This is a genomic window from Enterococcus sp. AZ088 (genome assembly GCF_051714845.1).
Classification (GTDB): Bacteria; Bacillota; Bacilli; order Lactobacillales; family Enterococcaceae; genus Enterococcus; species Enterococcus faecalis.
This window is the reverse complement of sequence record NZ_JBIOSQ010000001.1, coordinates 234,602-253,358: the sequence shown is the minus strand read 5'-3', so window position 1 is coordinate 253,358 and position 18,757 is coordinate 234,602. Positions and strand designations below refer to the sequence as shown.

Sequence of the window (18,757 nt, the reverse complement as noted above, 5' to 3'; positions counted from 1 at the left end):
ACTCTAAATTCCTTGCTTTCCAACTCTTTTTGTATTAGTATATATAATACAGATAGAACAAATAAGACAGGAGTGATTCGATGCTTTTAGAAATAGATGAACAAAGCGAACAGCCCATCTATCAGCAACTCATTGATCAAATCATTGTAGGCATTGCCAAAGGTGAACTGGTTCCCAATGAAAGTTTGCCTTCTATCCGACAATTGGCGGACGAAATCGGGGTCAATATGATGACTGTTTCAAAAGCTTATAATAAGTTAAAGCAATCAGGTTATATTGTGACTGACCGTCGTAACGGCACCAAAATTGCCGCAAAGTTACCTGCTACCGCTGTTTGGCAACAGCAATTGCATGAGCGTTTAGAACTTCTGTTGGCTGAAAGTTTTTTACATCAGCAATCCGAAGCAGAAATCCAAGCACTTATTCAGAAAATTTATCAAAATTTTGATTCGAAAGGGCGTGCACTATAATGGCGGTATTCTTTTATTTCATCCTAGTTTCTGTCGCTTTTTTTATGGCATTTACTATGGGGATTTATGCAAATCCTCACAAAAATATTATTTTGGAAAACACTTTACCAGAAGATAAACTACAAGATCCCAGCGTTCAAGCAATCCGAAAACGTTATAAAAAACGCTTGGTTCAACTAGCAGCCGTTTTTAGTGTTCTTAGTTTACCTTTGTTATTTATTCCTTATGATTCGATTTTATTGTTCCTTTTTCTGTTACTTTTATTTAGTTTTATTGGCAGTGCCTACTATCTGCAAATCGTTTATATTCGCAAAATGGCCGCTTTAAAAATGCAAAACGGCTGGTTGCTACCTAAGCGTCCTCTCTTAATCGATACGCAATTAGTTTTAAATAAAAACCAGAAACTTATTTCATTTTGGTGGTTTTTACCTGCAATTATTCTTACTTTTGCTGGGGGCTTTTATTCCTTGCAAACGGCGATTGGTTCCTGGATTCTTTTCTTAATTACTGTTTTGATGTTAAGTTTGTTCATTGGCGGCTATTATTTTATTGCGCGCTTACCTGTCAAACCGCTAACTAGTGACTCAAAAATTAATCAGCAAATCAATGATTTATTTCGGCATCATTGGTCTGTTTTAATGGTTTTATCCGCCTTAGTTTTTGCACCGCTAACCATTTTACCAACTTTCACAATTGTCATTGATTATACGGTTGCGATGGCCCTTACTTTTTGTTATTTTATTCTTTTGTTTGTTTATGTAGGCTTTCTCTTCTACTACCTATTTTCAATGCGCAAAAAACAAGATCAATTCGTTTTACAGGCTGGCGATTATCGCTATGGGGATGATGATCAATATTGGCGGTATGGGATTTATATCAATCCCAAGGACCCCAAAATCATGGTTCCTGATCGCATTGGTATGAATTTATCTATTAACCTAGGACGGCCTGCTGGGAAAATTATTCTAGCCGCTACTGGTATTTTAACGATTGCGGTGCTGTTCTTTGCCACAGTGCCGATGTTTATAAATGATTTTTCTAGTCATGCCTTTCAAGCAACTATTGAAAATAAACAAATTGAGTTATCTGCCCCATTAGCAAAAACAAGGTCAATTCCTTTTAACCAAATCACTGCTGTTTCTTTGATTGATGACTTACCTCAAGAACGCATCCGCACAATGGGTGCTGCGACAGATAGTTACTTAACAGGAGAATTTAAAGTCGCTGGAAAACCTGCTTATTTACTAATTTATACAAAAAGCCATCCGATTCTGAAAATAGAAACGCGGGAAAAAGTTTATTATTATACTGCGCGTGAGGGTCAAGAAACGACTAAGATTTATCAGGAAATCAAAGCAAAACTTCCATAACAAAAAAACAGGGCCTACTCATGATGGTAGGCCCTGTTTTTTTGTTATTCGCTGACAACCTTGAATTTTGTATCTGCCAACGTGGTATTCAGTTCATCCTGGCTTACTTCACGATCTGCTGTCACAACGGCTGTTTGATCTGCCAAGTGAACCTCAACATTCGTTACGCCGTCAATTCCACTAAATTTTTCAGTGACCGCTTGAACACAGCCATCACATTTCATCCCATCAATTTTTACTGTTTTTTCCATTTCACTTCATCCTTTTCAATTTTATTTTTGACTTCCACTAGTTCTTTTCACCGTCGAAGGTTTAAATCCTTTTAAGCGTAAGGCGTTTAGTAAGACAGAGACTGAACTAAAACTCATAGCTGCTGCTGCAATCATCGGACTTAACAAAGGTCCACCAAATAAGTGTAACACACCCATAGCCACTGGAATACCTAATGTATTATAGGCAAATGCCCAGAAAAGATTTTCTTTGATGTTTTTGATGGTCGCTTTACTTAATTCAACTGCTGTAGGCACATCCATTAAATCACTACGCATTAGCACAATGTCGGCCGATTCCATTGCAACATCTGTGCCTGAACCAATAGCAATCCCCACATCTGCTTGGGCAAGTGCTGGTGCATCATTAATACCGTCACCCACCATCGCTACTTTTTTGCCTTCTGCTTGTAGTTTTTTCACTTCTAACGCTTTATCTTCTGGTAAAACTTCACTTAAGACACGATCGATACCTACTTGTTTTGCAATCGCCTCGGCAGTACGCTTGTTGTCTCCCGTAATCATCACGGCTTCGATCCCCATTTTATGCAAACGTGCAATGGCTGTTTGACTGCTATCCTTCACAGTATCTGCTACCGCAATGATACCCGCAAACGAACCATCTTTTGCCACAAACATTGGGGTTTTCCCTTCTTCTGCCAAACGATCCGCTTGTTGAACAAACGTTGATAGCTCAATGGCTTCTTCTTTCATTAATTTTATATTGCCCAAAAGTAGGACTCGTTCGTTGATTGTCACACGGATGCCGTGACCTGGAATCGCTGAAAAATCGCTTCCTTCTACTAATGGCAATTGACGTTCTTTAGCCGCTCCCACAATTGCTTCACCTAGAGGATGTTCTGATCCTTGTTCTGCAGAAGCTGCTAATGTTAGTAACTCAGCTTCTGAAAGTGCTGAATCAGCAACTAAAATATCTGTAACCACCGGTTTGCCTTCTGTAATAGTTCCTGTTTTATCAAACACGATTGTTTGAATTTTGTGAGTGGTTTCTAAAGCATCCCCACTTTTAATTAAAACGCCATTTTCAGCGCCCTTACCTGTCCCCACCATAATCGCAGTCGGCGTTGCCAAGCCGAGCGCACAAGGACAAGCAATCACTAACACAGAAATGGTAATTGTCAAAGCGAAAATCCATGACTCTTGTCCTAAAAAGAACCAAGCCAAGCCAGAAAGAACAGCCAAACCAATAACGATTGGGACAAAAACACCCGAAATTTTATCAGCTAATTGTGCAATCGGTGCTTTTGAGCCTTGCGCATCTTCCACTAATTGAATGATTTGGGCAAGGGCCGTCTCTTTTCCCACTTTTGTTGCCTTGAATTGAAAGCTGCCATTTTTATTGATGCTAGCACCAATTACTGCATCACCGACTTTCTTTTCAACAGGCAAACTTTCGCCCGTTAACATGGCTTCATCCACAGAACTACTGCCTGAAACAATCACTCCATCAACAGGGATTTTATCTCCTGGGCGAACAATCACAATGTCATCCAACTGAACAGCATCAACTGGCACTTCAATTTCTGCGCCATCACGTAAAATATGGGCAGTTTTCGGTGCTAAACCCATTAATTTTTTTATCGCATCTGAGGTTTTCCCTTTTGAAACAGCTTCGAAATATTTTCCTAATGTAATTAAAGTTAAAATAACACCCGCTGATTCATAATAAAGAGCCATTGTAAAACTTGTGTCTCCTAAAAATATCATGACTGTGCCATATAAACTATACACAAAAGCAGCACTGGTTCCTAAAGCTACTAAAGAAAACATATTCGGATGTCCTTTAAATAATGCTTTAAAACCGACTGTGAAAAATTCTCTGCCGACATATAGGACGGGTAACGTCAAAATCAATTGAACCATTGCAAAGGTCGTCGCATGTGTCATTGGATTCAAAAAATCCGGCAATGGTAAGCCTACCATATGTCCCATCGCAATATAAAGAAGGGGTACTGTAAACACCGCTGAGATCCAAAAACGTTGCCACATCTCAGCAATATGTTTTTGTTTCTTTTCACGATCTTGGTCCGCTGTTGCACCTGCAGCGACTTCTTCTGTCGCTTGATAACCTGCATCCGTAACTGCTTTGATAATTTTAGCACTCGTTACTTGATGGTCGTCATAACTAACCACCAGTTTTTCCGTGGCTAAATTAACAATCGCTTGTTGAACACCAGATAATTGGTTCACAGCTTTTTCAATCGTTTGGGCACAGGAAGCACAACTCATTCCTTCAATCGCAAACGTTCGTTGCTGGGCTGGGCTAATCGCCTTGTAGCCAGCATCTGACACAGCTTCCTTAATTTCTTCTTCTGTGACTTCCGTCTGATCATACGTGACACTTAATTTTTCCGTAGCTAAATTGACACTTGCCTTTGCCATCCCAGGTAACTTCGCCGTAGCCTTTTCAATCGTTTGGGCACAGGAAGCACAGCTCATCCCTTCAATATCAAACGTTTTACTTTCCATTTTTTTCACTCCTTTTTAAATTAAATGACATTGGCATTGACCAGGAATACAGTTACAAGGGACAGATTCAACCGCCGTCTTGCGCTTCTCTTTCAAGAGTTCCTCTAATCGATCCAAATCGTCATAACTCAACTGACTCTCTGTTAAAATTGTTTCTACCACGGAACCAACTTTACGGCTGCACACCTTAGCTAAAAGTTCGTCTGCCACCGTTTCAACGCTCCGACGTTCTTCTACTAGCGGATAATAAATATATTTATTGCCTGCTTTCTCCGTTCCAACTAACCCTTTATCTGTTAAACGACTTAGTAACGTCTTGACGGTCGTTGATTTCCATTCTTTCTTCTCATTTAAAAGTGTATGCACTTCACGACTCGTGGTCTTGCCTTGGGTCCAAATAACCCGCATGACTTCCCACTCTGCATCTGTAATTGTCGCTAATTTATCTTTTGCCATACTCGTTAAATTCCTCCTTCATCAATAAAAAAAGAGTTCAAGGTTATCGACTACAAATGTAGTCATCCGTCTTGAACTCATCATATAGCTATTTTATTTTTTTGTCAACAACTTCTGCTCATCTTTTTTTATTGCAACGCAGATTCTTGTTTTTTAACAAAGTATTTCAATAAGAACGGTGCAACTAAGGTCGTTAAGATAATTACCACAATCATGCTCGTATAATACGCTTCTGAAAGTAATTTAGATTGGTAACCAATTTGCGCAATGATTAATGCCATTTCCCCACGCGAAACCATCCCAGCACCGACCATTAAAGAACTTGTATTGGAGAAACCAACCATTTTCGCTCCCCAGGCGCCGCCCAGTAATTTCGTTAAAATCGCCATAATCGTCATTACCAAAATAAAAGGTAAATCTTTTCCTAACGTGTTAAATGTCACTGATAAGCCAATGCTGGCAAAGAAGACGGGAATAAACACGGCATAGCCAATAGCTTCAATATTGAAATCAATTTCTGTTTTTGCATCCGTTTGTCCCACAGCAATCCCTGCAAAAAAGGCACCTACGACAGAACTTAAACCAACTAAATCAGCCAAATAAGCCATGCCCAAACAGATAATCAATGACATGATAATAACAGACGACCCAATGTTCATTTTTTGACTTAAACGTAGTAAATAGGGAGCAATAAAGCGGACCAAAAAGAAAATCCCAATAAAGAATAAGCCTTGTTCAATTAACTTAACAATAAAGCTGACTTCTGTATTGCCGCCTGTACTTGCACCAATCATGCCGACAGCGACACTTAAAATAATCACGACCACGATATCGTCAACGACGGAAGCCCCAAGAATCGTTGCACCTTCTTTACTACTTAAAACATTCAACTCTCTTAATACTTCTACTGAAATGCTGACCGACGTTGCTGCTAAAACTAACCCAAGGAAAAAAGCTTCTTTCCAAGAAAAAGCAAACAGCTGACCAATCAACATAGTAAAACCAACCGGTAAAACGATGCCCAAAATAGCGACCATGACACTAGGTTTCGCATATTTTTTCAATAATTCCAATTCACATTCCATTCCAGCAATAAACATCAGCATAATGACACCAATTTCTGAAAAGTCATGCACAAACACATCTTGATGCACAATATTTAACATCGCTGGACCTAACACAATCCCTACTAGCAATTGCCCAATTACCGCAGGAATTCCTACTCTTTTACAAGCAACACCTGCTAAAGTCGTTGTAATTAAAATCAAACATAAAATACCTAAAAATTCCATTCTATTTCCCTCTTTCTCTATTAACCAATCATCACTGATTCTTTTGGATATTGAACTTTCGACTGACTTTCCAAGCCTTTCTTAATTAATGACAATAACACCGTGTACACACCCACACGACCGACGAACATTAGAAAAATAATCACCAGTTTACCAAAAACAGTTAAATCTGGTGTTAACCCCATTGTTAAACCAACCGTTCCAAATGCAGAAACCACTTCAAAAACAATATACTCAATCCCGTTTTTTAAAGGTAATGTTTCTGTAAACGAGAGAATAACTGAAGCAGTTACACATAAAAAAGTTGCCAAGAAGAACAAAGTAAACGCTTGGAGCACTACTCGCTCAGGAATTGTGCGTTCATGGAATTCCACTCGCTGTTTCCCTTTAAAAATTGCACGAAATTGTAAAAATAACACACCAAACGTAGTGGTTTTCAAGCCGCCAGCGGTTGATCCTGAAGTGCCACCAATAAACATCCACAAAATCGTGACAATCAGGCCTGGATTACTCATTTTCAAATAATCAACTGAATAAAAGCCAGCCGTTCTTGGTGTAACCGACAAGAACCAACTGTTGACAAGACGCTGCCAAAAAGACATGTCAGCTGGAAAATGGCGATATTCTGAAATGTAAAAAATAACGGTCCCTAAGACTAAAAAGGTGGCGGTCACCGTTAAAGCAAGGCGTGTATGAATACTAACACGGTGCTTAATTTTATTTTTATAGCCTTTAATCATTGCAAAAATATCGCGCCACACAATAAATCCTAAACCACCAGCTATAATTAAAAAGCTAATGACTAGTAAAAGATAAGGCGAATTTTGATAAGGAACCATACTATCCCCTAGCAAATCAAAGCCAGCATTACAAAATGCCGAAACGGCATGGAAGAGACTAAAAAACAACCCTTTTTTCCACCCAAATGTTGGCACAAATTGAAAGGACAACAAGAAGGCTCCAAGTAATTGAATAATGGCCGCAAACTTCATAATATATTTCATTAAACGAAAAACTCCGGAAACTTCACTAACATTTAACGCTTCTTGATACAACATCCGTACACTTAGTGACGCTTTTTTCCGCAGCAAACTAAAGAAAATCGTGGCAACGGTTAAAAAGCCTAAGCCGCCTAATTCAATCAAAATCATAATAATAACTTGCCCGATAGGACTCCAATGCTCCGCCGTATTCAAAGGCGAAAGCCCTGTAACACAGACGGCGGAAGTTGCCACGAAAAAAGCATCAATCCATTGCGTTTTTTGTCCAGCTTGTGCAGAAAAAGGCATCATTAATAAGATTGTGCCTACAACAATTAATAAAAAAAAGCCTAAGACAATTGTTTGAACCGGTGAAATATACAACCTTTTTTTGATCTGATGTTTCATTTTTTTCTCCTCTACCATTTCTTTGTCAATCAAAAACAACACAAACGGCTAGACAACTGTTGCTTTGTTCCTCTCGCCCTATGAGAAACTCAAAACCTTGAAAGCAACTTGCCCAACCGAATAATTATTTTTTAATTTTTGTTTTCACGTTGATAAATCGAATAAACCAACTCATTTTTTTGATAAACCTGTTTTAAACGAACTGGGATTGATTGAGCCATTGTCTCGTATAGAGCAATGCCCTCACCCAGAAACAGTGGTATTGTCGTCAAAATGAAGGTATCAATTAAATCAGCTGCCAAAAGCGGTTGAACCACTTTTGGGCCTCCAACAATCCAAATTCCCGCGCCGTCTTCTTCTTTGAGACGACGAATTAATGTGACGGGATCTTCCTTGGTAAAAGTTCTTGAAACAGTTGATGTTTCTGGATGAGAGGTAATGATATAAGAATGCTTGTCTTCATAAAAATACACATCTGGGGACAATTCTTGTGTCACTTGATCATAAGTAGTCCGCCCCATTACCACAGTGTCTATTTTTTCATACATTTCATCGTAACTACGATCTTCTTCATCGCCACGAATATTCTCTTCTAACCAAGCAACACCGCCCGCTTTGTCCGCAATGAAACCATCAATACTCGCTGCAATAAATAAAATTACTTCCCGTGCCACATCAACGCCTCCTTTTCTCTTCTTATCTATTTTAGCTTGTTTTCTCAAAAAACTCTAGGGGTGCGCATTGTTATTTTTAAAAGAAAAAAGAGAAAAACTAGGATAATTGGGCTACTTTTTGTAAAATAGGAAATAAGAAACTTTTTATTGAGTTATTTTACATTTTTTTCAAGAAAAATAAGAATTGGTTTATTTGATTTACACAAAAAAATAACATATTCAGTTTTTATATAAAGGAGGATTACTTTGTTTGATTTAGAGAAGGTTCAGACCTTGAATGAATTAGAAATGCTCGTTTACCATTATGTATTGGAACATCTGCACCAAATCCCTCAACAGACCATTCGCCAACTGGCTACTTCCTGTCATGTCTCCACCTCAACGATTCTACGATTTTGTAACAAAATGGGCTATGCTGGTTTTTCCGAATTAAAATATGCAGTGAAAGAAGAAGCCAAACAAACACAAACGTTTGAAAATTTTTATGATGCCACGGTTCACGTCGATGCTTTTTTGAAAAAATTAAACCAAGAAACCTATTACGAAATGCTTCGTCCAGCGATTCAAATGATTGTTCAAGCACGTCACGTTGCCTTTACTGGCATTGGTACTAGCGGAATTTTAGGTAGTTATGGCAGTCGTTATTTTGCCAACTTAAATATCAATTCTTACAGTATTGCTGACCCCTTTACGCCTATCCCCAAGCGCGGATTTGAAAATACATTAGCCTTGATTCTGTCTGTATCTGGGGAAACCAATGAAATGATTAAACAAATGACCGATTTTAAAACAGCTGGTGCCAAAGTGCTAAGCATTACCAACAATCAACATTCAACTATTGCCCGCTTGGCTGACTACAACATCTCCTATTATATGCCCGACGAACGTTCTCCATTTGCAGATAAATCAGTCAATACAACCACTCAAATCCCTGTCATTGCTTTAATTGAACTCCTAGCTCATCAAGCAAGTCAACTTTTAAAGGAACTAGATGAAACACCTTTCTAGTTGTTTTTCAAAAAAGCTCATGCTGTCTAAAACAGCATGAGCTTTTGTGTTTTTTTTCTTGGTACATGTTTCTCATTCAAGCAAAAGTCTATTTTTTCTTCAAATAACCTTATATAGTAAATATGTAAACGGATACATTTGCATTTATATTATTCTTCAAAGGAGAGATTTTTATGAACGAATGGATTAACGAGAAATTATTACCTCCAGTACTAAAATTCGTCAATACCAAAGCAATTACTGCCTTACGGAACGGGATGCTTTACACGATGCCTTTTACCATTGTTGGTTCCGTGTTTCTTCTATTAGCGAATTTCCCAGTTACAGCTATTTCTGAATGGGTTAACGCAAGCGGTCTGGCTGTTTATTTCAATCAAGCATATGGGGCATCTTTTGCGATTATGTCGTTATTTGCGGTCATCGGTATTGCCTACTCATATGTAAAAAGCGAGGGATTTGAAGGCCTCCCAGCGGGCATGATTGCCATGGTGGTTTTCATTTTGTTTATGTCATCTGAAGTCAAAGATGCGGTTTCTGGCGCAGTAGTTGGCAATGTCATCAACAAAGATTGGACAGCTGGCAAAGGGATGATTACAGCTATTATTGTTGGTTTGTTAGTCGGCGTTGTATATAGTTGGTTTTTACGTCATGATATTCGTATCAAATTACCAGAAGCTGTACCAGAAAATGTGGCCAATTCCTTTACTGCGTTAATTCCTGCCAGCGTCATTGTAACTGGAGCAATGCTAATTTTCATTCTTCTAGATAAAGTCTTCAATACGACATTCTTTGACTTTATTTACGAAGTGCTACAATCACCACTTCAAGGAGTCACAGATTCACTAGGTGGCGCATTACTATTAGGTTTTGTCATTCCGCTCTTTTGGTTTTTCGGTGTTCACGGGTCAACAATCGTTGGCGGTATCATGGGCCCTATTTTACAAGCAAACTCTTTAGAAAACACCGAAATTTTGAAATCAGGAAAAGACTTAACACTGGCTAATGGTGGCCATATTGTTACACAACAATTTTTAGATCAATTTTTAACGGTCACTGGTGCGGGCATGACAATCGGGTTAGTCGTGTTCATGGTTTTCTTTGCCAAATCAGCTCAGTTTAAGCAATTAGGTCGGCTTTCAATTGGGCCAGCTGTTTTCAATATTAACGAGCCAATTGTCTTTGCTACACCTATCGTGATGAACCCAATCATGGCTGTGCCGTTCATTATCACACCGATTGTTTCTTCTGTTGTGACATATTTTGCCTTGTACACAGGACTGGTTCCTCTCTTTACTGCGGTACAAGTTCCCTGGACTACTCCTCCAATCATTTCTGGACTTTTAGTTGGTGGTTGGCAAGCCGCGTTGCTTCAAGTAGTGGTACTAACGATGAGTTTCTTTATCTATTTACCGTTTGCTAAAAAAATGGATGCACTTAATTACGCAGAAGAAACCAATCAACCAATTACTGAAGAAACCCTTGAAAAAGTCGAAGCACAAAACGTATAAAAATTTGAACAAAGGACTGAAACGATATGTCAATTTTGAAAAATGATTTTCTTTGGGGCGGCGCTGTCGCTGCTCATCAATTAGAAGGAGGCTGGGACCAAGGCGGTAAAGGGGTGAGCGTGGCGGATGTAATGACTGCTGGTGCACATGGCGTTCCTCGTAAAATTACCGCAGGCGTTTTACCAGATGAACACTATCCTAACCATGAAGCGATTGATTTTTACCATCGCTATCAAGAAGATATTCAACTATTCAAAGAACTTGGTTTAAATTGTTTCCGAACCTCTATTGCTTGGACACGAATTTTTCCTAACGGAGATGAAGAAACGCCCAATGAAGAAGGCCTTCGTTTTTATGATGCACTTTTTGACGAGTGTTTGAAAAATGGCATTGAGCCAGTCGTGACACTGTCTCACTTTGAAATGCCTTATCATTTAGTCACAAAATATGGCGGCTTTCGCAATCGCCAAGTCATTGATTTTTTTGTCAAATTTGCTGAAGTCTGTTTCACTCGTTACCAGAAAAAAGTCAAATATTGGATGACCTTTAACGAAATTAACAACCAAGCCAATTATGAAGAAGATTTTGCACCTTTTACTAACTCTGGTATTGCTTACCAGGAAGGAGAAGACCGCGAAGCAATTATGTATCAGGCTGCTCATTATGAACTAGTCGCTAGCGCACGTGCAGTGAAAATTGGCCACGCTATCAATCCCGACTTCCAAATTGGCTGTATGATTGCGATGGTGCCTATTTATCCTTATTCTTGTAATCCTGAGGATATGATGATGAGTGTTAGCGCAATGCAAAAACGTTATTGGTTTACCGATGTTCATGTCCGCGGTCATTATCCAAGTGCAATTCAATGCTATTTGAAACGAAAAAACATTTCATTAGATGTCACAGAAGAAGATTTAACTGATTTGGCTAATGGCTGTGTTGATTATATTGGCTTTAGCTATTACATGTCGTTTGCTGTGAAAGGTGCAGAAAAGGCCCCTACTTTTGACTACAATGAAGCAAAAGACTTGGTGCGAAATCCTTATGTAGCAACATCTGATTGGGGTTGGCAAATCGATCCTATGGGCTTACGCTATGCAATGAATTGGTTCAATGATCGGTATGAATTACCACTCTTTATTGTTGAAAATGGCTTTGGTGCTATTGATGAGCTAGAACCAGACGGAACGATTAACGACACTTACCGAATCGCTTATTTACGTGAACATATCGAGATGATGAAAGAAGCCGTTGCGTATGACGGCATTGATTTGATGGGCTATACACCTTGGGGATTCATCGATTTAGTGAGCGCTAGTACAGGCGAAATGAAGAAACGGTATGGCTTCATTTATGTAGATAAGGACAACGATGGTCACGGAACGTTGGAACGGCGAAAGAAAAAATCGTTTGCTTGGTATCAACAAGTGATTGCTACGAATGGAGAAGAATTATAAACAAAAGGCCTTCGTCTAAAGACGAGGGCCTTTTGTTTATGCTTGTAATCCCTTTTCTAAATCAGCCAATAAATCTTCGACTGCTTCAATTCCTACAGATAAACGAATGAGTCCATCTTTAATTCCCACAGCTTCACGATTTTCTTTGGGAATAGATGCGTGAGTCATAATGGCAGGTACTTCAATTAAACTTTCTACGCCACCTAAACTTTCCGCTAAAGTAAAAATTTCCAACGTTTCTACGAAAGGAACGACTTGCTCATCCTTGGCTAATTCAAAAGAAATCATACCACTAAACCCCGACATCTGTTTTTGCGCAATTTCGTGACCAGGATGACTCGCTAGTCCTGGATAATACACCGTTGCTACAGCTGGATGCGCTTCTAAAAATTCTGCGATTTTTTGAGCATTTTGGGCATGCGCTGCCATCCGGACGCCTAATGTTTTTAAACTACGTTGGACCAACCAACTATCATGTGGTCCTAAAACAGCGCCAATCGCATTTTGTAAAAAGGCAATCTTTTCTGCGCTTTCTGGATGATTCGTTACGACTAAACCAGAAACTACATCACTATGGCCCCCTAAATATTTTGTCCCGCTGTGAACCACAATATCAGCACCTAACGCTAACGGCCGTTGAAAATAAGGCGTCGCAAACGTATTATCGACAATGGTTAACAACTGATGTTTTTTAGCAAGCTTAGCCGCCGCTTCAATATCTGTAATTTTTAACAGTGGATTACTTGGTGTTTCCAAAAACAAGGCTTTTGTATTTGGCTGAATTGCGGCTTCAATTGTTGATAAGTCGCTGGCGTTTACAATCGTGTAGCTTAACCCATTTGCTACAAATACTTTATCCAATAAACGGAAACTCCCCCCATAGACATCATCACCTAATAAAATATGATCTTCGGGTCCAAACATAGAAATGATTGCATGGATACCAGCTAAGCCTGAGCTAAACGCAAAGCCATGGCTCCCACCTTCTAACTCAGCGATTAAGGTTTCTAACGCGTGACGTGTGGGATTACCTGAACGAGAATATTCATATTCTTTTGGCTGGCCCACGCCATTTTGTTCAAAGGTTGACGTTTGATAAATAGGAACACTCACTGCACCTGTTGTTGCGTCTTTGCTAATGCCGCCATGAATTAATTTGGTATTGAATTTCATAAAAGTTTTCCTCCTAAGAATAAATATTTTTTGATAAATAACGGTCACTACCGTCAGGAAAAATAGTTACAATTGTGCTGCCTGCTGGTAAGCGGCGCGCCTCTCTTAATGCCGCCGCAAACGCTGCGCCGCTGGAGCTTCCCACCAGCAAAGCGCTTTTCTTGGCTAATTGTTTGACCCAGAAAAAACCATCCTCGTCTGAAATGGTATAAAAGCCGTCCACAGGAATCTGTTTAAGAAAAGGCGGCACGAACTCCACGCCAATGCCTTCGATTTCATGTCCGTGTGCAGGTCCGCCATTTAAAATTGAACCTTCTGGCTCCACGCCCCATAATTGCGTCTTACTATTTTGTTCTTTGAGATATCTGCCAACACCTGCAAACGTTCCACCACTGCCTAAACCTGCGACAAAGCTAGTAATCTTCCCGCCTAGGTCTTGAACAATTTCAGGTCCTAATCCTTCGTAGTAAGCAGCAGGATTATCCGGATTTTCAAATTGTAACGGCACGTAACTATTAGGAATTTCCTTGGCTAAGTCTTGGGCACTAGTTATCGCTCCGACAATCCCTTGCTCTGTTGGCGAAGGGACAATTTTAGCACCTAACGCTTGCATCAGCTGTTGTTTTTCCTGACTAAATTTTTCTGGCACAACAAAGATTGTCTTGAGGCCCAGTTGACTGGCAGCTAATGCCAGGCCAATCCCTGTATTCCCCGCTGTCGGTTCAATAATTGTTGTGGCTTGATTTATCTTTCCCGTTTTCATTGCTTCTTTGAGAAGATGCACACCAAGCCGATCTTTGACGCTGCCACCTGGATTCAAATATTCTAGTTTCGCATAAATTTTAGTGCCTTCTGGCATAGGATATTGTTCACTTGTAAATTCAAATAATGGTGTTGCTCCGATTGTGTCTAAAATTGACTGAACAATCATAGCGAATTCCTCCTTCTAATACATGTACATAAAACAAAAAGGTGCTGATCGCATCAGCACCTTTTTTGTTTATTTCTGGTTGTCTAGATTCAGAGAGGAATCGTGTTAGGCAATTTTTCAGAAATAACGGAGGTTTTCCCCATCACAAAAGAGTATGCTGCACTATTTTGCACCATACAACAACAGCTTTCCGTTTCCAAAAAAAGGCTAGCTTGTTTTTTCGTCATGGTTGATTTCCTCCTTCGTCATGTGTTGACCAAACTATACCATTTCCCATTTTCTAGTGTCAACGATTCTAACGATTGCTATTTCCTATCACACCAATGGTTTTCTTATAGGCAAAAGAATTAATAGACCAAAAAAAACAGAAGGCTAGCCTTCTGTTTTTCTGCTACTTATTTAGCACGTTTTAAATACGTACCTTCCGCAGTATTGATTTCTAATAATTCGTCTGCTTCAACAAAATCTGGAACGTTAACAACTAATCCTGTTTCCATTGTAGCGGGTTTACCAGAACCAGTTACTGTTGCGCCTTTGATTGAAGGTTGTGTTTCAGCAACACGTAAGATTACCGTTGTTGGTAAAGTTAAACCAATGACTTCTTCACCATAAAATTGAATTTTTACTTCCATATTTTCTAATAAATATTTTAGTTCTTCTTCAATTAAAGCAGTTGGTACTTCATATTGTTCATATGTTTCTAAATCCATGAAAATAGCCATATCATCTTGGCTGTATAAATATTGAACCGGTTTTGTATCGATGTGCGCTTTTTTCACTTTTTCATCTGGGCGCATTGTTGTATCTGTTGTTGAACCCGTACGAACATCTTTTAATTTCATACGCATAACCGTGTTACCTTTACCTGGTTTGTGGTGGCTAGCTTCCATTACTTTAATTAATTTGCCGTCTTGCTCAAAAGTCATACCGGCTTTTAAATCGCTTGCTGCAATCATTGTAATTTCTCCTTTTCTCTGGTTAATTCTTCATTATTGTAGCAAATAACCTAGGATTAATCTAGGAAATCACGTATCTTTTTTAGAAGTTTATCACTCCCCAGACATTGAATTGGGAAATAAAACGAGTTTAACTTGCCTTTTTTCTTGAATTGCGTTAGAATTACCAAGCTTTCATCAATTATTTTCACTTTTTACATAGAAAAAATCAATCATTAAAGGGGGTGATGATATGATACGTCAAACGCTATCTTTATCAAAAACACATGAGGTTGTCTGTCACTAAACATACGTTGGTGAGACAAATTGCCTTTCAGCGTATGTACTCGGTCTATTTGAAAGGAATTTAAAATCATGAACCCAACTATTCAACCTTACCAATTTAACATAATTAAAGAACAAGTCGCTGTGTTACTAAACACCTATACGTCTGTTAACGATGCTACGACTGTCAAAACTGTCCAGGCCCTATGTGTCGAAAAAATCAATGGGTTATTTCCAGAAAAACACCCTGCTGTTACGATTTTGTTGGACAAAGTGATGGATCGTCGTTTAACACGCGCACGTGCTGAAAAATATTTAGATGAATTAAAAGAAACCGTGTTGCCCTTTAAAGAACCTTCAACACCACAAGTCACGAAAGTCTTTCGCAAAGTGAAAAAGTTAAAGATTCCTGAGTGGGAAAACATGGATTTACGGAACAATACCTATGTCGGTTGGAACGACGCTGGGACTCAGAAAAAATTTATCTTAGCTTATCGAGAAAATAAATTAATCGGCGTCCACGGCACCCTTTCACCCAGCATTGTTAAAGGTGTTTGCTCCATCTGTCAAACAATCACGAATGTGTCTATGTTCCTAGCTACCACCAAATCAGGCAGCGACGGAACCTACACGAAAAAAGGCAATTACATTTGCCATGATAGCGACACCTGTAACCAACAATTAACACAACCTGAATATTTGGAAGCCTTTATGGAAAATGTTAAGGCTGTGAAATAACAAAAAAGAGCGTGGGACAAAAATCACTTTGGATTTTTGCTCCACGCTCAAAAACTGATAAACGGCGGGAACAGAACCAACTCCTTCGGAAATAAGCCGAAATTCTCCAAAAATTAAAGAGCAATTTTCGGAAATTTCTTCTTATTTCTCGGAGCTAAACGGTTCTGTCCCGACCTCTTTTTTGTTACATCTCTTTCAATTTCCCACGAAATTCTTCAATACTTTCATAACCTTTTGCTGCCATGATTTCTTGTAATTCTTTGGCTAGACGTTCAAAAACTTGTGGACCTTCTTGATGCAATTGTGTGCCAACTTGTACTAATGTCGCACCACATAAAAGATGCTCAAAAACATCTTTTCCACATGTAATACCGCCCGTTCCAATAATTTTGATTTCTGGTTTCAAACGTTGCGCAAACGCACGAACATTGGCTAACGCTGTCGGTTTGACATATTCGCCGCCCAGTCCACCGAAGCCTCCTTTTGGTTTAATGACCACTTCTTCCTTGTCACTGTCAATATATAAACCATTACCGATGCTATTAATACTATTCACGTATACTAAAGGGAATTTATTTAAAATTTCAGCCATTGCGTCAAAATGTGCAATATCAAAAAATGGGGGTAATTTTACACCTAATGGTTTAGTAAAAAATTGGAAAACTTCTGTTAAAAGCTTTTCTGTTAATTCAAAATCATAAGCAATTTGCGGTTTACCAGGCAAATTGGGACAAGACAAATTAAATTCTGTCACTCCTGTGTATTCACTTTCTTGCACTTTTTTTAAAATAGCGATATTTTCCTCATAATTCATACCAGATACAGATAAAAAGCGTAACTCCTCAGGAAATTCCTTTTGACGTGCAATCTGATAATCTAAATAATAATCAATCCCTAAATTAGGCAAGCCCATTGAGTTAATACTTCCTAATGGTGTATCAAAATACCGAGGCTCCTCATTGCCCTGACGAGGATTAGGTGTTGCCGTCTTAGCGACAAAAGCACCTGCTTGAGAAGCCGCTAACTCGTCCATTTCCTTAATTGTCATACAATGAATACCTGATGCGTTCATTAACACATTCGCCAATTTATGTCCCGAAAACTCTACTGAAATATCCAAAAGAAAAACCCTCCTGTAAATTGTTTTACTCATAAGCTTACCACCTTCACGTAAGCTTTTTATGATTATAGCATGTTCTTTGACTTTCAGCATGTTTTTTTGTGTTAGTGTTATTTATACACTATTGCTGACGATAATAATAGAATTCGGCAGAGTAATTTCCAGCATTTTGAGCTATCAATATCCGTGGTTTAGTAGTATCTGACTGATCACCATCAGGATTGCTAAATCCAATTTTATAAAGTCCAAGTGCCGCTCCAGTCTGTCCACTTCTAATATTTGCATAGGGGATCTTGCTAGTTACATCAGATTGAGGAACACCTGTAATTATTTGACCATCTTCTGTCGTGCCATCTTGGTTAATCACTAATACTTGACCATTTCCATTTTGCCAAATCCCCGCCAAAGTTGTAAAATCACCATTGTTGATTGCTTCGATATTTAAGTCTTCATTTGCTGAATTCACTTCATCTGAAGAAATATCTTGCCCATTGTCAGTTAAGTTATCACTTGATTCTGTACTATTTATATTACTAGATACACTAGAAATAGTTGATGTTATCTGTGTATGAGTTATTCCCGCATCTTCTACTTTCGGTGCACAACCTGTTAAAAAAATGATAAGTATTCCATTAAAAAATAACTTCTTTTTCATCTTACGCCTCCGTCTTGAATTTTTTTCTACCATAAATTTATTTTATCATACCAGAACAAAAAAAGAGCAAGCCTTCACCGCTTGCTCTTTCTAATTATCTTTTTATCGTCCCACAATAAACGTCAATTCACATTCGCAGACCTTTTTATCTTCCACGTAAGCAGTCGCTTTGCCGATGCCGACAAAGTCACGTAATTTGACGATTTCAAAATGTAATTTCAAGACATCACCAGGGACCACTTTTTGACGGAATTTGGCTTTGTTGATACCGCCAATATAGGCTGTTTCACCTTCAAATTGATCCATTTTTAAGATTAAAATCGAACCTACTTGTGCCAATGCTTCAATAATCAAAACGCCTGGCATTGTTGGATTTCCAGGGAAATGTCCTTGGAAAAACTCTTCGTTAATTGTCACATTTTTTGTTGCAATAATCTTTTCATTTGGAATAATTTCATCCACATAATCAATATAACAAATCGGATAGCGATTAGGAATCATTTCCATAATTTCTGTTGCAGTCATTACTTTTTTCATA

At 38.8% G+C, this 18,757-nt stretch carries 19 protein-coding genes; 6 read left to right on the top strand and 13 right to left on the bottom strand.

The window, feature by feature from the left end; genetic code table 11:
* Positions 1-80: 80 nt before the first annotated feature.
* The gene (locus tag IGL17_RS01315; protein WP_002358356.1) at positions 81-470 is read left to right on the top strand and encodes a GntR family transcriptional regulator; all 390 of its coding nucleotides are present in this window, start codon (positions 81-83) and stop codon (positions 468-470) included.
* The gene (locus tag IGL17_RS01310) at positions 470-1,840 is read left to right on the top strand and encodes a DUF5808 domain-containing protein (RefSeq protein WP_016618188.1); all 1,371 of its coding nucleotides are present in this window, start codon (positions 470-472) and stop codon (positions 1,838-1,840) included. The genes IGL17_RS01315 and IGL17_RS01310 overlap by 1 nt, the downstream gene beginning before the upstream one ends.
* A gap of 44 nt (positions 1,841-1,884) precedes the next feature.
* Here IGL17_RS01310 and IGL17_RS01305 read toward each other — a convergent pair whose 3' ends face one another.
* The 6 genes from IGL17_RS01305 to IGL17_RS01280 form a co-directional block, all read right to left on the bottom strand.
* A complete protein-coding gene (locus IGL17_RS01305; RefSeq protein WP_010775519.1) occupies positions 1,885-2,091 on the bottom strand; it encodes a heavy-metal-associated domain-containing protein in 207 nt (68 codons plus the stop codon).
* A 21-nt stretch (positions 2,092-2,112) separates the two neighbouring features.
* Positions 2,113-4,599 (bottom strand): heavy metal translocating P-type ATPase, encoded by a 2,487-nt coding sequence (locus IGL17_RS01300; protein ID WP_016618189.1) that lies wholly within the window; start codon positions 4,597-4,599, stop codon positions 2,113-2,115.
* 15 nt (positions 4,600-4,614) lie between these two features.
* A complete protein-coding gene (locus IGL17_RS01295) occupies positions 4,615-5,055 on the bottom strand; it encodes a CopY/TcrY family copper transport repressor (RefSeq protein ID WP_002358353.1) in 441 nt (146 codons plus the stop codon).
* Between the two features lie 128 nt (positions 5,056-5,183).
* On the bottom strand, positions 5,184-6,347 hold the full coding sequence (locus tag IGL17_RS01290; protein ID WP_002355211.1) for a cation:proton antiporter: 1,164 nt from the start codon (positions 6,345-6,347) through the stop codon (positions 5,184-5,186).
* A gap of 20 nt (positions 6,348-6,367) precedes the next feature.
* Positions 6,368-7,735 (bottom strand): TrkH family potassium uptake protein, encoded by a 1,368-nt coding sequence (locus tag IGL17_RS01285; protein ID WP_078126881.1) that lies wholly within the window; start codon positions 7,733-7,735, stop codon positions 6,368-6,370.
* A gap of 131 nt (positions 7,736-7,866) precedes the next feature.
* Positions 7,867-8,457: a dihydrofolate reductase family protein gene (locus IGL17_RS01280; RefSeq protein ID WP_016618191.1), complete on the bottom strand. Its 591-nt coding sequence runs from the start codon at positions 8,455-8,457 to the stop codon at positions 7,867-7,869.
* A gap of 198 nt (positions 8,458-8,655) precedes the next feature.
* Between IGL17_RS01280 and genR the strand changes: the two genes are divergently transcribed.
* From genR to genA, 3 genes are all read left to right on the top strand, one after another.
* On the top strand, positions 8,656-9,417 hold the full coding sequence (gene genR, locus IGL17_RS01275) for a MurR/RpiR family transcriptional regulator (RefSeq protein WP_002355208.1): 762 nt from the start codon (positions 8,656-8,658) through the stop codon (positions 9,415-9,417).
* A gap of 173 nt (positions 9,418-9,590) precedes the next feature.
* A complete protein-coding gene (genB, locus tag IGL17_RS01270) occupies positions 9,591-10,925 on the top strand; it encodes a PTS sugar transporter subunit IIC (protein ID WP_002355207.1) in 1,335 nt (444 codons plus the stop codon).
* A 26-nt stretch (positions 10,926-10,951) separates the two neighbouring features.
* On the top strand, positions 10,952-12,382 hold the full coding sequence (gene genA / locus IGL17_RS01265; RefSeq protein WP_002355206.1) for a 6-phospho-beta-glucosidase GenA: 1,431 nt from the start codon (positions 10,952-10,954) through the stop codon (positions 12,380-12,382).
* Between the two features lie 36 nt (positions 12,383-12,418).
* On the opposite strand, the gene IGL17_RS01260 is transcribed toward genA, so the two are convergent.
* The 4 genes from IGL17_RS01260 to efp form a co-directional block, all read right to left on the bottom strand.
* Positions 12,419-13,555 (bottom strand): cystathionine gamma-synthase, encoded by a 1,137-nt coding sequence (locus IGL17_RS01260; protein WP_010823393.1) that lies wholly within the window; start codon positions 13,553-13,555, stop codon positions 12,419-12,421.
* Between the two features lie 13 nt (positions 13,556-13,568).
* Positions 13,569-14,486: a PLP-dependent cysteine synthase family protein gene (locus tag IGL17_RS01255; RefSeq protein ID WP_002361143.1), complete on the bottom strand. Its 918-nt coding sequence runs from the start codon at positions 14,484-14,486 to the stop codon at positions 13,569-13,571.
* Positions 14,487-14,575: 89 nt separating this feature from the next.
* On the bottom strand, positions 14,576-14,713 hold the full coding sequence (locus IGL17_RS01250) for a hypothetical protein (protein WP_002366057.1): 138 nt from the start codon (positions 14,711-14,713) through the stop codon (positions 14,576-14,578).
* A 168-nt stretch (positions 14,714-14,881) separates the two neighbouring features.
* Positions 14,882-15,442: an elongation factor P gene (gene efp / locus IGL17_RS01245; RefSeq protein ID WP_002355202.1), complete on the bottom strand. Its 561-nt coding sequence runs from the start codon at positions 15,440-15,442 to the stop codon at positions 14,882-14,884.
* A 354-nt stretch (positions 15,443-15,796) separates the two neighbouring features.
* Here efp and IGL17_RS01240 point away from each other — a divergent pair, with 354 nt between their 5' ends.
* Positions 15,797-16,444 (top strand): FusB/FusC family EF-G-binding protein, encoded by a 648-nt coding sequence (locus IGL17_RS01240; RefSeq protein ID WP_016618192.1) that lies wholly within the window; start codon positions 15,797-15,799, stop codon positions 16,442-16,444.
* 184 nt (positions 16,445-16,628) lie between these two features.
* On the opposite strand, the gene IGL17_RS01235 is transcribed toward IGL17_RS01240, so the two are convergent.
* From IGL17_RS01235 to fabZ, 3 genes are all read right to left on the bottom strand, one after another.
* On the bottom strand, positions 16,629-17,597 hold the full coding sequence (locus IGL17_RS01235; RefSeq protein WP_002386045.1) for a dihydroorotate oxidase: 969 nt from the start codon (positions 17,595-17,597) through the stop codon (positions 16,629-16,631).
* A gap of 88 nt (positions 17,598-17,685) precedes the next feature.
* Positions 17,686-18,219 (bottom strand): DUF6287 domain-containing protein, encoded by a 534-nt coding sequence (locus tag IGL17_RS01230; protein ID WP_010713607.1) that lies wholly within the window; start codon positions 18,217-18,219, stop codon positions 17,686-17,688.
* A gap of 102 nt (positions 18,220-18,321) precedes the next feature.
* Positions 18,322-18,756, bottom strand: a complete 435-nt coding sequence (gene fabZ, locus IGL17_RS01225; protein WP_002355197.1) for a 3-hydroxyacyl-ACP dehydratase FabZ — start codon at positions 18,754-18,756, stop codon at positions 18,322-18,324.
* Position 18,757: the final 1 nt, after the last annotated feature.